The organism is Cognatiyoonia koreensis (assembly GCF_900109295.1).
In the GTDB taxonomy this organism is placed as follows: Bacteria; Pseudomonadota; Alphaproteobacteria; order Rhodobacterales; family Rhodobacteraceae; genus Cognatiyoonia; species Cognatiyoonia koreensis.
Genome location: NZ_FOIZ01000001.1, coordinates 36,770 through 51,626, shown reverse-complemented (window position 1 = coordinate 51,626; position 14,857 = coordinate 36,770). Strand labels below are relative to the sequence as shown.

Below are 14,857 nucleotides of genomic sequence, written 5' to 3'. Positions count from 1 at the left end.
GCGCATTTTATGCCAGCGGACAGCTTCACGGTCACAATCCGGCGTGGCCCAGACACGCCGGATGCGCGGCGTGTCTTCGATGTGCCCACCTATGCAAATCAAACCGTGCTGGACGCTGTCACATGGGTGCAGCAAAACGAAGACCCGACGCTGAGCTACCGCTTTGCCTGCCGGGTCGGCATGTGCGGCTCTTGCGCGATGATGGTGAACAGTGTGCCGCGCTGGACATGCCGGACGCAGATTTCCAAAGTGCTGAACGGTGGCAATGTCACACTTGAACCGCTGCGCAATCTGCCCGTGGTCAAGGATCTTGTCGCCGATATGGACCCGTTCTTTGACAAATGGATCGCTGCTGAAGGTCTGCACCACGGCACGCTAACCCGCGATGATCCAATTGCGCCGGTGGACACGCAAAGTCCCGAACGCGCCAATGCAGATGCAGGAATTGAATGTATCAACTGTTCCGTTTGCTACGCGGCCTGCGATACCGTTGCAGGCAACCCGGATTATCTGGGCCCAGCAGCATTGCAACGGGCGTGGACTTTGCTGAACGACGCAAAGGACGCCGGCCGCGCGACAATACTGGACGCCGTGTCCGGTCGTGACGGGTGCCACAACTGCCATGCAATGGGGTCCTGTACGACCTATTGCCCGAATGAATTGGACCCGATGACTGCCATAGCCGGACTGAAACGCGAGACGGCACGATTGTTCTTCAAAAGGCACCGTTGATGCTGACCTTACGCCTTTACATGTTGCAACGGATCACCGCCCTGCTGATGGCACCCTTCGTCATCATGCATCTGGCCGTCATGATCTACGCGGTGCAGGGCGGCCTGAGTGCTGCAGAAATTCTTGACCGCACGCGAGGATCGCTGATGTGGTTTCTGTTTTACGGCAGTTTCGTTCTGGCTGTGTCGGTCCACGGCTCGATCGGATTGCGCGCGGTCGCGCATGAATGGGGCGGCCTGAACGGTCGCGTCCTGGATTTGTTCATGTGGATCATTGGTGCCTGCTTGCTACTGCTCGGAGCGCGGGCCGTTTGGGGCGTAACCTATGCCATTGGACCGGGCGGAGGTGCGGGATGAAGGCAACTGCTGGCATTACTGCGCGCGCACATCCGTTGTGGCTCGCCCACATCCTGCATCGTCTGTCCGGCATCGGGTTAGCGCTGTTCCTGCCGCTGCACTTGTGGGTGCTCTCGCTTGCGATCACAAGCCCGGCGCGGCTGGATGGCTTCCTCTCATTGACCGAAAGCGGCGTCATCAAGCTTGCGGAATTTGGGCTTGTCTTCCTTCTGGCGGTCCATATGTTCGGTGGTCTGCGCCTGATGGCTTTGGAATGGTTGCCATGGTCGTCACCGCAGAAAACGCTCGCTGCGTTGGCGACGGCCGTGTCGTTCCTGATTGCCACGCTCTTTCTGCTCAAGGCGATCTGACATGCGCTTGTCCGACATAGACCGCCACGATACCGATATCCTGATCCTCGGCTCCGGCGGCGCTGGACTGTTTGCTGCACTCCACGCCAGGCAATCCGCCCCCGAAGGCACCAGGATCACGATTGCCGTTAAAGGACTGATCGGCAAATGCGGCTGCACCCGCATGGTCCAAGGTGGCTACAATGTCGCGCTGGGCGGTGGCGATACGGTCGAGCGGCATTTCATGGATACGATCGAAGGCGGCAAGTGGCTGCCCAATCAGGAAATGGCGTGGCGGCTTTGCGAACAGGCGGTCGTGCGCATCCGAGAGCTGGAGAACGAAATTGGCTGCTTCTTTGACCGAAACCCGGACGGGTCTCTGCACCAGAAAGCGTTTGCCGGTCAGACGGCAGACCGCACAGTTCACAAGGGCGATCTGACAGGGATCGAGATCATCAACCGTTTGATGGAAAAGGTTCTCGCCTCTGGCGTTGAAAAGCTGCAGGAACATCGCGCCGTCGGCCTGATCCCAACGACGGACGGATCGGCCATCGCCGGTGTCCTGATGATAGACATGCGCACCGGACGGTTCCGGCTTGTGCGGGCAAAATGCGTCATGATGGGCACCGGCGGCGGGCCGACGATGTACAAGTATCACACGCCAAGTGGCGACAAGACGATGGACGGTCTTGCCATGGCCCTGCGCGCGGGTCTGCCGCTACGCGACATGGAGATGGTGCAATTTCACCCCACGGGCCTTTTGGCAGGTGATCACACGCGCATGACTGGCACCGTGCTTGAAGAAGGCCTGCGCGGCGCGGGTGGCCAGTTGCTAAACCACGCAGGCCAGCGGTTCATGTTCGACTATGACGCCAAAGGCGAACGGGCTACGCGCGACGTGGTCAGCCGCGGCATCTATGCCGAGATGCGCAAGTCCAATGATCCCAAGCAGGAAGGCGTGTTCATTTCCATGGCGCACCTTGGCCCTGAAAACGTGCGGGCCAAGTTCAAGGGGATGGTCAAGCGCTGCGAGGACAGCGGGTTTGATCTGGCTGCAGGAAAGGTCGAGGTGGTGCCGACCGCGCATTACTTCATGGGGGGCGTTATGGTGGATGTGGATACGCGCACAGAAATGGAAGGGCTCTATGTCGCGGGTGAAGACGCAGGCGGTGCCCACGGATCAAACCGGCTGGGCGGCAACGGCGTTGCCAATTCCACAGTGTTCGGCGGGATTGCTGGCGATGTCATGGGCACCGAAGTCCGCGCCATGGCGCTGCGCGCCCCGGATGAAGATGTGCTGGCCGCGGAGTTCGAAAGGGCAGTCCATCCGCTGACCCGGACGCCGGGCTTGGTGCTGCCCTTGCGCAAACAGTTGCAGGATCTGATGTGGGAAGACGTCGGCGTGATGCGCACCAAAGCAGCAATGGAGAGAGGCTTGAAAGGTATCGCAACCGTGTCTGACGCCTTGATGGATGTTGGAATCGCAGCCGATAATCTAGCGTTCAATCTCACTTGGCATGACTGGCTGAACCTGCGCTCGCTTTGTGATATATCAGAAGTGATCACAAGGGCGGGGCTCGCCCGCGAAAACTCGCGCGGCGCACACTACCGCGAGGATTTTCCCGAACCGGGCACGATGGAGCAAAGCGAGTTTACGGTGGCACAAAAAGACGGAGACATGTTAAAGGTTTTAAGCAGGCCGGTCGCATTCAGCATTGTGCGTCCGGGCGCGACGATCATGCCCAAAGGCGCACCCGAAACGCTCGTGTCAGCTACATGATCCCCATTCACCTCATTCAATCGACTGCCGAAACCCTCATGGACAAGGCCGCCATTGAAATCCCTCAGGATTATCTGGAAGGCCTACAAGAGGCCGCGCGAACCGAGGACGGCGACCTTTCTTCCTTCGTGCTGAAAGCGATGCTCGACAACTACGAGGCCGCCAAAGAAGACCGCCGCGCGATGTGCGGCGACACTGGCGTGCCGCGCTGGTTCGTGAAAATGGGAAACGAAGCGCAGATCGAAGGCGGGATGGTCGCGCTCGAAGCCGCGCTGCGTCGCGCGACCGCCAACGCCACCAACGGGGTCCCCCTGCGCCCGAACCGGGTACATCCGCTTTGGCGCACGGATCATAACAACAACGTCGGGATCGGTGCCCCGGAAATCGAATACACCTTCGAACCGGACGGTGCGTGGATCGACCTGATCACTGTGCACAAGGGCGGATTGTTCGGCACCGACTACCGGATGCTGTTTCCGTCTGACGGCGTTCAGGGGATCAAGCGGTTCTATCTCGACAGTCTCATGGCCTTCGGCAAGCGCGGCCTAGCTTGCCAACCGGCAATCATCGGGATCGGACTTGGCGGATCAAAGGACATCTGCATGACGCTTGGCAAACGGGCTTCGACCCTGCGCATTGTCGGCAGCCGCAACCCCGATCCGAAAATCGCCGCAATAGAAGATGAATTCAAAGAGCTTGGCAATTCCATCGGCATGGGGGCCATGGGCTTTGTCGGCAAGAACATGGTAATCGATTGCCACATCGAAGTTGGCTATTGTCACACCGGCGGATTGCCCATGTCGGTGCACGCCTTCTGCCTGTCGTCACGCCGGGCAGTGGCACGCATTTACGCGGACGGGCGCGTCGAACACCGCACAGACCCGGATTGGTTCACCCCATATCAACGCCGCGAAACTGTAGAATGGGAACCAGTTCAAGAGGCAACAGAATGACACTGTTGCCGCATCAGTCGGACAAGCGCTTTGTCGTCTGGACCGGCATGGAAACGGATCTGATTTTCAATCAGGGGATCGATCTTCCGGGGTTCGCAAGTTTTCCGCTGCTGGAAAAGGAAGACACCAGGTTACTTTTGGCCGATTATGTAAAACGCCAGATTGATCTGGCGGCGCGGCACGGGATCGGCACGATTCTGGAAAGTGTCACATGGATGGCGAATGCTGATCGGGCGCGCGCACTTGGATATAATGAACAAGGCCTCATCACGGTGAACCGCGATGCGATTGGATTTCTGGCTGAAATACGTTCGGAGCACGACACGTCCAATGTGCTCATCAGCGCCAACATCGGTCCGCGGAGGGACGCTTACACCGCAGACCAAACCATGTCACCAGACGATGCAGAATCGTATCACGCAGCACAGATCGCAAGCCTCATCGGCACAGAGATCGATCTGTTGAGCGCATACACATTAAGCAATTCACCCGAGGCGATTGGCATTGCCCGCGCCGCTAATAAACTTAGCATCCCCTGCGTCATCGCCTTCACTGTCGAAACAGATGGTCGACTGCCAAGCGGCCAGCAGCTCGATGACGCGATTGCACAAACGGACGCGGCAACGAACACCAGTCCGGTCTATTACATGATCAACTGCGCCCATCCCGATCACTTTGCAGATAAGCTGTCGGGCAATACACGCATTCGCGGCGTCGTCGTGAACGCGTCCAGATGCTCTCATGCTGAGCTGGACGAGGCTACCCAACTGGATGACGGCGACCCGGTCGAGCTTGCAGAGCAGGTTGCCGGCCTCTTGCGTGCGCACCCGGCACTGGGGGTATTCGGGGGCTGCTGCGGGACCGATCTGCGCCATCTGGACGCGATGGCGAAACGTGTAGGTGCGATACAATGAGCCCGCGCGAGGTCCGCCTGTCCACGACACCAACCCCCGAAGCCATCGCCGACCTGCGCCTTGGCGACGTCGTCTATCTGGACGGGCTGATGTACACCGCGCGCGAGGGCGTCTACATGCGCGCGCTTGAAGACAAGGCCAACATCCCGATGGAATTGCCTAGCCAGTCGGCCGCGAATTTTCATTGCTCCCCTGCAGCGCGGATCAATGCGGACGGGTCTTTTGACATGGGCGCGGTAACGGCCACTGCGTCATTCCGGTTTGCAAAATGGTTGCCCGAGTGGATGGCCAAAACGGGTGCCAAATTGATCGTCGGCAAAGGCGGCATGACGTCCAGGGACTACAAAGAGTATTTCGTGCCGAATGGTGCGGTGTATCTGTCTACCGTCGGCTATGGCACCGGCGCGCTCTTGGGGCGCGGTGTCGAAAGAGTCGAGGCGGTACACTGGAACGAGGAACTGGGGTTGGCGCAGGCGATGTGGGTGATCAAATGCAACCGCATGGGTCCGTTTATCGTTGCGTCTGACCTGAATGGGGATTGTCTGTTCGAACGTGAAAACGCGAAGATCGCGCAAAATGTCGCGCGCGTTTACGAGGGAACGAAGCCAGCGGTCCTCAAACGCTATGGCGAAAGCGATGATCGCACGGATGAGGTGATCTGATCAGTCCAGATCATGTGCAGCCATAGCTGCCTGCGTCGCCGGACGGGCAAGCATGGCATCCCTGTGGGCTACGAGGCGTTCATATGGTGCCAGCGAAACGTCCGCCGCTGCTAACCAATGTCCGATCAGGAACAGATAGGGGTCACAATAGGTGTAGGATGATCCCATTGCCCATGGGCCAAGACGCAGACACTGGTCAAGATAGGCGGCACACGCCGCAAGATTGCGCGGCGCGACCTGCCGCATGTCATCCTGTGCCGCGATCGTGTCTGCCCAGCGCGGGGCGCGCTTCAGATGCGCAAAGGCGACATGTACCGTCGCACAAAGATAGGCGCAAAGTGACCGCGCCTCTGACTGCGCGAAAATGCCGTTCGGTAAGGTGGCGGATGCCGGATGCGTCGCAGCGATATACTCAAGGATGGCCGGGTTTTCGGTGATGACCCCGTCTGGTGTTTCCAGTACCGGAATGCGCCCTTTCGGATTGCGCGCCAGAAAGTCCGCCTGCTGGTGCGACCCCTGCCCGATCGGCACTTCGATCGCCGCAAAATCGGCGGCGACCTCAAGCAATAGAATATGCGCCGCCAGCGCGGACGAACCTTTGGAATAGTAAAACTTCAGCATCTGCCTTTCCTCACCCGTCGCGCTCAGAATAGTTCGCTGGCCAGCACACCCAGCCCCATCAATAGGGTCAGAATGATCAGCAATCTGCGGAACCCCGTATCGGTCAGCTTGCGAAAAACCATGATGCCAACCTGTGCTGCAACCAAACCGACTGGCACAGTCAAAAGGAGCGCCTGCACCGCCGTTGCGTCATAGGCACCTCGCAAGGCCAATAGGCAGATCGTCGTGCTTAGGATCACCACATTGAAAGGTTGCAGAACCGCCCGTGTTTCCGACTTCGTCCAGGGTCGGATCGACAACCACATTGCCGGAAAAGCACCAGAAACAGCCCCGACACCACCACAGACACCGCCAACAAAACCAACACCCTTGTCTATCCATGGGGTCGGTCGGGAAAAGGCTGGCAAAGCAGCGCGAAAGCCAAAGTAACCGCCATAAACGATCAACATGACCGCGATCGCTATCCGCAGCGTGCCCGCATCAATCACGTTCAAAAGCGACAGGCCAAGCGGTATTCCCAGCAAGCCAGGCAGTACAAAACGCAATAACCGTCTAGGCTGGGCAAATATCTCGGCCCTGACAATCCAAACCCCCTGCAACCCGGCCAGAACCGACATGAGCGCAACAATCGCCACCGCCGTCACGGGATCAAGAACGACAAGGTAGAAACCCAATGCAAAAAGTGCCGTTCCCGTTCCCGAAAGCCCGTTAATAAAACCCCCGGCTATGGCACCAATGCCAAGGAACATGATTGTTTGCACATCCATTACCCGCTTACCTCACGGGTCTGCACGCCGTTGCGCGGCCGTCGTATTGTCATCACTCGCATTCCCGCAATCGACGCGCAATTGGCGCTTTGGTTTGGTGGCACCCTATGGACTGGCCAACACAGCCGCAACGCGGAACGCAGATGTACGGGCATCCACGGACAGTTTGCGGCACTATCCGACGCTGATTTGCTGATCCACCATCCTGAAGGCAACGCCGATGTATTCCTCATCGTGCGCAACAATGCGCCCTCTTTAACCGTGTCTGCAGCCTCAATTTCTCATCGCATGGAATTCCGCGACGCTGATTGCCAATTCGGATCAACACGAAAAGCAACAGTTCCAATTCAGGGATTTCCGGCACAAAGTAACCAGACCAATTATGAAGACCATGAAGGTGGAATGTGGAATGGCTTTGAATGACCGTGCGTCGGCTGCGATCAAAATCGCGCAAAGTGGGGGAGCCTTGGCCAAAGACTACTTCGCCCGTATCGGCAGCATCGAGATCGTCGACAAGGGCGTTCAGGACTTTGTAACGGAAGCAGACCAGAACGTTGAGCTGCATATCCGATCCCTCATCGAAGAAGCCTTTCCCGACGATGGCATTGTGGGAGAGGAACATGCCGTAAAGACCGGAACAACAGGCTATCGCTGGGTCATTGACCCGATTGACGGTACAAGCAATTTCATCAATGCGATGCCCGCTTGGTGCGTCGTGCTGGCTGTCGTCAAAGATGATATGACCGAGTTTGGTGTGATACACGACCCGATGCACGACGAAACCTACCAGGCTGTCCGCAAAGGCGGGGCAACGCTGAATGGTGAAACTTTGAAAATGGCCACGGACGCGGCTTTTGATCGTGGCAGCGTCAGCACCGGCTACTGCAATCGCTCGGACAAGTCCGCAACTCTGCGGATCATCGAGGAACTGATCAAGCGCGATGGTGTCTTTCATCGCAACGGGTCCGGTGCATTGTCACTGGCCTATGTCGCAGCAGGCAGATTGATCGGCTACATAGAAGAGCACATGAACGCGTGGGATTGCCTTGCCGGCCAGTTGATTATCGCCGAAGCGGGCGGCCGTATCGAGACGCAATCCGCAGACAGCATGATTGCCAATGGCGGGCGTGTTATCGCAGGAAACGCAGGCATTTTTGACGATCTGGTGGCGATTGCGAATGCATCTTATGGCACTTAGTCGACCGCCAACAAGACCGGCCCGATCCGATCCAGCCCGACCATTACGGTATCTCCGATGGCCAAGGGGCCATCCACGTCTTCACTGACCACAAAGACCGTCCCGAAATGGGCCGCCAATGTGTATTCCATGCGACTGCCGACATAAGTCGCTTTTTCCACCTTCATCGGCACCCCGCCCGCAGCACCCAGTTTGAAACGCGTTGGACGCACTGCAAGATTTGCAGGCCCCGGCATCATATCACGTGCAGACAGTTGATGCTTGAGCGTACCGATCGCAATATGCGCGGTGTCACCTTTCACATCTATGATGTCGCACGGGATGATATTTGCCTCTCCGATAAAGTCGGCAACAAATTTGTCGGCAGGCGCGTCATACAGCTCGCGCGGCGCACCGACCTGCGCAATCCCTGCATTACGCATCACCACGATTTCGTCTGAAACAGCGAGTGCCTCCTCCTGATCATGGGTCACGTAAACAACGGTCAGGCCAAGGTCTTGCTGGATGTCACGGATGTCCTCGCGCACTTGACGACGCAGCTTTGCGTCAAGGTTCGAGAGCGGCTCATCAAAAAGCAGAACCTGCGGCTCAAGCACCAGTGCGCGTGCGACCGCGACACGTTGCTGCTGACCGCCAGATAGCTCTGATGGCAGGCGATCACCAAAACCTTTCAGCCCCACAAGATCCAACCCCTGTTGCGCACGATCACGCGTCTCGGACTTGTCAAAGCCGGAAAACGTTAGGCCGTAAGACACGTTTTCCATCACCGTCATATGCGGAAAAAGGGCGTAGGATTGAAACACCATCGATACGTCCCGGTCGGTCGCAGGCAAAAGCGTTACATCCTGATCCCCGATATGGATCGACCCCTTTGATGCAATCTCTAGCCCTGCGATCATCCGCAGGGTTGTGGTCTTGCCGCAGCCAGAAGGGCCGAGCAGCGTGACGAGTTTGCCCGCCTCGATTTCCAGATTGATATTATCCACAGCGACGACATCCTTGCCGTAGATTTTGGTCACATTTCGGAAACTGACCGGGGCGGCCTTCGCATTGATGCTCATGTCTTTCCCTTCGGTCCAGAGGCCGCACGCCTGCCGATGTTGATCCGTCCGACGATCAGCTGCATGGCCAGAACAACGCTCAGCATCACAAAGATCAGCGTCGTTGAATAGGCAATCGCAAGGCCATAATCGTTATTCTCGACCCGACCGATGATATAGCTGGTTGCCATGTCATACTCTGCTGAGACAAGGAAGATCACCGCCGAAATCGCCGTCATCGCGCGGACAAAGCTGTAGACAAGCGCAGCGAGGATCGCAGGCCGCAGCAGCGGTAGGATCACGCGCCGGAAGGTCTGCCATGAATTCGCACCCAGCGTCAGCGAGCTTTCGTCGAGCGATTTGTCCAGCTGCGACATGCTCGCGATGCCTGCCCGCACGCCCACGGGCATGTTGCGGAAGATGAAACTGACGACAAGGATGATGCCGGTCCCCGTGATCTCGATCGGCGGGACATTGAAGGCGAGGATGTAACTGACACCGATCACCGTGCCTGGGATCGCGAAAGACAGCATTGTGCCGAATTCAAACGCATTCTTGCCCGCGAATGTCTGCCGCGTCAGAAGATACGCGGTGATGAGGCCAACAATGGCTGTCAAAGGTGCGGCGATACCGGCAATCTGCAGGGTCGTCCAGAAACTGTTCCATGCAGAACCGGTCCAGCGGATGCCTTCGTCTTCAAACCGCACCGAGAACGCCGTGACGTAATGCTTGAAGGTCAGTGTGTTGTTCACACCCCAAAGCTCTACGACGGACCCATAGAGGATCATCAGATAGACCACGATCGTGAAGGCCGCCCAGCCCAGCGCGATCATCAGAACGGGGATCGATAGAGCTTGCGGCATATGCGGATGCACCCCGCTATCGCCCTTGCCCGAGACGGTTGTGTAGCTTTTTTTGCCCAGCCAGAACCGCTGCGCATAGAACGCGCCCAACGTGAAGCTAAGCAACACCATCGCGAGCACCGCAGCTTTGCCCTGATCATATTGGGCCCCCACGATCGCAAAAAAGATTTCCGTCGACAGCACGTCAAAATTGCCCCCCAGCACCAGCGGGTTGCCGAAATCAGCCATGCTTTCGATGAACCCCAATAGAAACGCATTCGCCAGTCCCGGCCGCATCAAAGGCAGGGAAACGGTTTTGAATACTTGCCATTTGCTCGCGCGCAACGTCTGTGCCGCTTCCTCCATGGACGGTGACACGCCTTCGACGACGCCAATCAACACAAGAAAGGCGATTGGGGTAAATGCCAGCGTTTGCGCGATCAAAACACCCGGCATCCCGTAAAGCCAGCGGGTCGGTTGCACACCAAAGAGATCGGCAAAAAAGACAGTAACCGATCCCGACAGGCCAAAAAGAAGGATCAACGCAAGACCGATCACAAACGGCGGCGTGATCACCGGCAGCACGGTAAGCGCACGCAGAACCCGCTTGTAACGAAAGCCAGACCGCGTGACGACCAGCGCAAAGAAAAGCCCCAAGACTGTCGTCAGAAACCCGACAAGCACCGCAAGAAAAAGCGAATTCCATGCAACGCCACAACGTCCGCCGGTCAGACAGCCAAGGCCCCAAAGTCGGTCATCAAAAAATTTGGACGCAAAGACAAAGAAGGAATAGCCCCCGTCCTGCGTGATAAACGCGGCCGTAAGCATCTTGGCGATGGGAAAAAACACGAACGCGGTGACAATCACGACGACCCCGCCGATGGAACTGACGACGAAGACGTCACCGTTGATCGCACCGCGCGCTGCAATGCCCTGCGTCAGGATGAACAAGAAGGCCGACGCACAGATCAGCGCACCATAGCCCATCCCAAACTGGCGATCATTCAATTCGCCGAACGCAGCTTCCATCCAGCCGAAATTCCAGCCACGAATGCCGATGGAAAAGCCTTGAATGATCAACCATCCAAAACCAAATGACCCCGCAAGGATCAGTATCTTTGCATATAGCGGGTCACTCTTGCCGCGGCGAAGCACCAGAAACGGCATCAAAAGCGGGATGAACAGCGGAGTCAGCCAGACCTTTTCACCTTGGGCAACCAAAAACGCGCCCGGTGCATAGTCCGCGTCAAACGGATAGCCTTCAACGATCCATTCGAAGCGAAAGAAATCTTCGATCCCATACCATGGCAGCAGGCAAAAGCCGACCAACCCGGCGATAATCCAAAAGACCAAGACCGGGTTGGAGCCACCTTTCTTTAAGGTATGTGCCACGTCTTACTGCGGCAGAATCGATACCTCTTCGTCCCATTTCTGCAGCAACCGCTGACGCGTGTCAGATGAACCGTAGGTCCGGAAATCATAGTCGATCAAGGTGATCTGGCTCATGTCGGGCGCACTTGGCGACGTCTCCGCATTCATGTTGGATGGCACCTGAAAGGCGTTTACCTCAAGCGCGAGGTTCTGGGCCTCTGCCGAAAGGGCCCAATCATAGAATGCCTGCGCGCTTTCCATATTGCGCGCACCGTCGATGATGGACATCGACCCGATCTCATAGCCTGTTCCTTCGCATGGGGCGACGGGAACGATCGGGAAACCACTTACCGCTTGCGCAACTGCGTCATGCAGGAAAACGATACCAATCGTGTTTTCACCACGGCCAGCCGCCTTGATCGGCGCTGAACCCGACTTTGTATATTGGTTGATGTTGGCATGCAGCCCGGCCATGTATTCAAAGCCTTCATCTTCCCCGAAAAGCTGCACCATGGTTGCCAGTGTCGTATATGCCGTTCCGGATGAATTCGGGTTCGCCATCTGGACGTGGCCCTTGAACTCAGGCTTCAACAAGTCTTCCCAACAGGCAGGCGTGGGCAAATCATTGGCGGCCAGCAGGTCCGTATTGTAGCCAAAGCCCAATGCACCTGAATAAATACCGATCGTCTTGTTGTCAGCGCTTTCCGCCTGACTGATCGCCCAAGGATGCAACTGGTCGCGCATGGGAGAGATATATTCGGCCGTCAGCCCCTCTTCGGCAGCCTGCAAATGCGGATCACCCGTACCACCCCACCAGACGTCACCGCGCGGGTTGCTGCTTTCTGCTTTGATCTGGGCAAACGTTTCGCCCGAAGACTTGCGGGTCATGGCGACTTCAATTCCGGTCGTGTCCTGAAAACTGTTGGCCATCAACTGGCACCATTCTTCCTGTGCGGAACAGTAGAATGTCAGTTTGTCCGCGGACGCCGCATTTGCAGCCGTCATCAAGGCAAGTGCTGTCGCACCAAACGTGATGCGAGATGTTGTATTAATATTCACGATATCCCCCCTTGAGCATTCTTGCTCTGTTTGTGCTCAAAGCTTAGGGAAATGGTTGCGCGCTTGTAAAGGATTTCGTCAGAAGCCTTACAGGTCGCCATTTTCTGTGAAGGATGTCTTTTTTACGGAGTTGTAGGTTGGTCTGGACCTAGCGCACCGGCCAATCTGCGTGTGTGGGTCGCGAGCCGGAGCACCCGAAATAAGGCAGTTCCATTGATCAAAAAATCGCCGGTCTACGCGCTATTGAAACGGCTTCCGTTACAAAAAGTGTCTATGCAAATCAGCCGACCGGTACGCCGTCATTGTCCTGTGCCACGCTGAGGATGAGACAAGACACCTGAAGGCGTGACCGACCGGCTGATGGAATAGTTTTTCAAGCGCTTGGCGCAGTGACCGTGAAAACGCGTGCTGTTTCGAAGGCTTCGACATACACGCAACGTCCGAAGGTCAAAGTCCGCCTAGCTTTGTAAAATCTTCCGTGTTCGCGTGAGTGGTCAGACGTTTCTTCTGACGAACGCCACGATTGCCAAGATCAGGAATACGACAAACAAGACTTGCGCGATCCATGATGCTGTGCCCGCGATGCCGCCAAAGCCCAAAATAGCTGCAACGATTGCTACAACCAAAAATATCAATGCCCATTTAAGCATAGCGTTTCTCCCTTTGCTGATCATGAAACTCTTGAACGCAGATAATGTTCCAAATTGTTTGGTGGTCTGACAAAAATTTTTGGGGCGGGTTTGCAATCAATGGAAATGACTGGCTCATCCAGTCATGTCCCCTGTCGGTGCAATCCCGTCAACGTTCGTACTGTTTGGCAACGTTGATCGTTTTCTGAAGTTTTGGACGGCGTTGGATCGCGCGGCTTCAAAATACACGGCGTAGCTGCTGGATAATGCGCCAACCTATTGCAGAACCGCCGCTCGGATTGGCAGTACACGACCGGTTACTTAGTCAGCAGCCTGACCTCAGCAAATTGCACTCATGAATGCGACCCCTTCCAGAGGAAACAATCCCAAAAATTAGGTTACAGACAGCAACCTTTCAGTTCGGCCCTCTTCTTTACGCTGCACCTAAGCAGTTCCATCGGCGGTGCGTGGCGTCGTCTGGACGACTGTACGGGGGCCAAGGAAATTGCCTAACACGGTTAGTCCAGGAACATTGGTACAGACCGCTTTCAACAGTACCAGAAACGGTACGGCCATCAGCGCTCCGGGCACACTCCACAGCCAGCTCCAGATTATTACAGTCAGGAAAACCGAAACGGTATTCAACTCAAGGCGCTTTCCCAACACATGCGGTGTCACGAACTGGCCCTCAATAGATGTCAAAAGCAGGTATACAGCTGCCGGCAAAAAACCCATTCCCAGCGTATCAAAGCTCAAGATGCCAAATGCGGCGACGACCATTGCGCCGACGATCGCACCGACGAACGGCAAGAAATTCAAAACGAACGCAAGCAGCCCCCACAGTATGGGATTTGGCAATCCAATCAAATACATAGCAACGCCAATACTTACGCCAAGACCGGCATTTATAAGTGTAATGGTCAAAAAATAACGTGAAATCTGCCGTTCGATCTCGCGCGCGGTAGTTGCTGCGCGGCGCTTGTCTGAAAAGCTGGGAAATGCCTCAAGAAGCTTCACATAGAAAAGATTTCCGGACGCAAGAATAAATAGCGCAAGGACCAAACCTACAACGGTCAATCCCAAGAAATTTGCAATGCTCCCAGCCGCAAAAGCCAGTAGACTTGGCTGTTCGACAGCGACGACCGGCGTGCTGTCACCGCCATTTGCCAGCCCTTCAACCTGTTCGCTCGCGTCCTGGGCGTCCTCCAACATGCCTGCAACCCCTTCAAGCTTTTGCCGGAGTTCCAGCCCCATCGATGGCGCATCATCTAAAATCTCTGTAATTGGACCGCTTAGCATGTAGGTGCCGAACACGAGCGTCAAAACCGCGCCGAGAATAAGCACGAAAGCTGAAACCGGCTCTGGAATTCTAAGTCTCGCCAGCGCACGGACAACTGGACTGAAGGTAAGCGCGACAAGGACGCCAATGACAATCGGCAGAAACATGTCGCGGGCGACATAAAGAGCGGCAAAAGCCAAGATCACCGAAATGAAAACGAGCAGATTTTTTATCTTTTTCTGGGTATCGTCCATCCTGTCTTCTCCTTGTCGATCAAACCGATAGTCATAACCCGCAACTGTGGCGCTTGTTCATTGCCACTTCA

General features: G+C 56.4%; 16 protein-coding genes. 9 read left to right on the top strand and 7 right to left on the bottom strand.

Annotation, left to right across the window (positions count from 1 at the left end):
- Positions 1-9: 9 nt before the first annotated feature.
- Genes BMY44_RS00270 through BMY44_RS00240 form a run of 7 tightly spaced genes read left to right on the top strand, consistent with a single transcriptional unit; the run spans position 10 to position 5,726 of the window.
- Positions 10-732, top strand: coding sequence for a succinate dehydrogenase/fumarate reductase iron-sulfur subunit (locus tag BMY44_RS00270; RefSeq protein WP_089988842.1), 723 nt, complete (start codon positions 10-12; stop codon positions 730-732).
- Entirely contained in the window at positions 732-1,088 is a 357-nt protein-coding gene (locus BMY44_RS00265; protein WP_089988838.1) for a succinate dehydrogenase/fumarate reductase transmembrane subunit, read from the top strand. The genes BMY44_RS00270 and BMY44_RS00265 overlap by 1 nt, the downstream gene beginning before the upstream one ends.
- Positions 1,085-1,438 carry a succinate dehydrogenase, cytochrome b556 subunit gene (gene sdhC, locus BMY44_RS00260; protein WP_089988835.1) on the top strand — a complete coding sequence of 118 codons (354 nt, stop codon included), beginning with the start codon at positions 1,085-1,087 and terminating at the stop codon, positions 1,436-1,438. The genes BMY44_RS00265 and sdhC overlap by 4 nt, the downstream gene beginning before the upstream one ends.
- A 1-nt stretch (position 1,439) precedes the next feature.
- Positions 1,440-3,197, top strand: coding sequence for an L-aspartate oxidase (locus tag BMY44_RS00255; protein ID WP_089988832.1), 1,758 nt, complete (start codon positions 1,440-1,442; stop codon positions 3,195-3,197).
- Positions 3,194-4,150 carry a fumarate hydratase gene (locus BMY44_RS00250; protein WP_089988829.1) on the top strand — a complete coding sequence of 319 codons (957 nt, stop codon included), beginning with the start codon at positions 3,194-3,196 and terminating at the stop codon, positions 4,148-4,150. Before BMY44_RS00255 ends, BMY44_RS00250 begins: the two co-directional genes overlap by 4 nt.
- Positions 4,147-5,064, top strand: a complete 918-nt coding sequence (locus BMY44_RS00245) for a homocysteine S-methyltransferase family protein (RefSeq protein WP_089988827.1) — start codon at positions 4,147-4,149, stop codon at positions 5,062-5,064. Before BMY44_RS00250 ends, BMY44_RS00245 begins: the two co-directional genes overlap by 4 nt.
- The gene (locus BMY44_RS00240; RefSeq protein WP_089988824.1) at positions 5,061-5,726 is read left to right on the top strand and encodes a fumarate hydratase C-terminal domain-containing protein; all 666 of its coding nucleotides are present in this window, start codon (positions 5,061-5,063) and stop codon (positions 5,724-5,726) included. Before BMY44_RS00245 ends, BMY44_RS00240 begins: the two co-directional genes overlap by 4 nt.
- Here the strand turns inward: BMY44_RS00240 and BMY44_RS00235 are convergent, their stop codons facing one another.
- Together BMY44_RS00235 and BMY44_RS00230 are read right to left on the bottom strand one after the other, a co-directional pair.
- On the bottom strand, positions 5,727-6,347 hold the full coding sequence (locus BMY44_RS00235) for a glutathione S-transferase family protein (protein WP_089988821.1): 621 nt from the start codon (positions 6,345-6,347) through the stop codon (positions 5,727-5,729).
- Positions 6,348-6,370: 23 nt separating this feature from the next.
- Positions 6,371-7,114 (bottom strand): sulfite exporter TauE/SafE family protein, encoded by a 744-nt coding sequence (locus tag BMY44_RS00230; protein ID WP_089988818.1) that lies wholly within the window; start codon positions 7,112-7,114, stop codon positions 6,371-6,373.
- On the opposite strand from BMY44_RS00230, the gene BMY44_RS00225 reads away from it, so the two are divergent.
- A complete protein-coding gene (locus tag BMY44_RS00225; RefSeq protein ID WP_131801546.1) occupies positions 7,103-7,537 on the top strand; it encodes a hypothetical protein in 435 nt (144 codons plus the stop codon). The genes BMY44_RS00230 and BMY44_RS00225 overlap by 12 nt on opposite strands.
- Positions 7,524-8,312 carry an inositol monophosphatase family protein gene (locus BMY44_RS00220; RefSeq protein WP_242650442.1) on the top strand — a complete coding sequence of 263 codons (789 nt, stop codon included), beginning with the start codon at positions 7,524-7,526 and terminating at the stop codon, positions 8,310-8,312. The genes BMY44_RS00225 and BMY44_RS00220 overlap by 14 nt, the downstream gene beginning before the upstream one ends.
- Here BMY44_RS00220 and BMY44_RS00215 read toward each other — a convergent pair.
- The 5 genes from BMY44_RS00215 to BMY44_RS00195 form a co-directional block, all read right to left on the bottom strand.
- The gene (locus BMY44_RS00215; RefSeq protein ID WP_089988813.1) at positions 8,309-9,373 is read right to left on the bottom strand and encodes an ABC transporter ATP-binding protein; all 1,065 of its coding nucleotides are present in this window, start codon (positions 9,371-9,373) and stop codon (positions 8,309-8,311) included. The two genes, BMY44_RS00220 and BMY44_RS00215, sit on opposite strands and share 4 nt — an antisense overlap.
- The gene (locus BMY44_RS00210) at positions 9,370-11,586 is read right to left on the bottom strand and encodes an ABC transporter permease (RefSeq protein ID WP_089988811.1); all 2,217 of its coding nucleotides are present in this window, start codon (positions 11,584-11,586) and stop codon (positions 9,370-9,372) included. Before BMY44_RS00210 ends, BMY44_RS00215 begins: the two co-directional genes overlap by 4 nt.
- A gap of 3 nt (positions 11,587-11,589) precedes the next feature.
- The gene (locus BMY44_RS00205) at positions 11,590-12,570 is read right to left on the bottom strand and encodes an ABC transporter substrate-binding protein (RefSeq protein ID WP_089988808.1); all 981 of its coding nucleotides are present in this window, start codon (positions 12,568-12,570) and stop codon (positions 11,590-11,592) included.
- Positions 12,571-13,118: 548 nt separating this feature from the next.
- Entirely contained in the window at positions 13,119-13,274 is a 156-nt protein-coding gene (locus tag BMY44_RS00200) for a DUF1328 domain-containing protein (protein ID WP_089988806.1), read from the bottom strand.
- Between the two features lie 423 nt (positions 13,275-13,697).
- Positions 13,698-14,786 (bottom strand): AI-2E family transporter, encoded by a 1,089-nt coding sequence (locus tag BMY44_RS00195; protein WP_089988803.1) that lies wholly within the window; start codon positions 14,784-14,786, stop codon positions 13,698-13,700.
- Between the last annotated feature and the right edge of the window lie 71 nt (positions 14,787-14,857).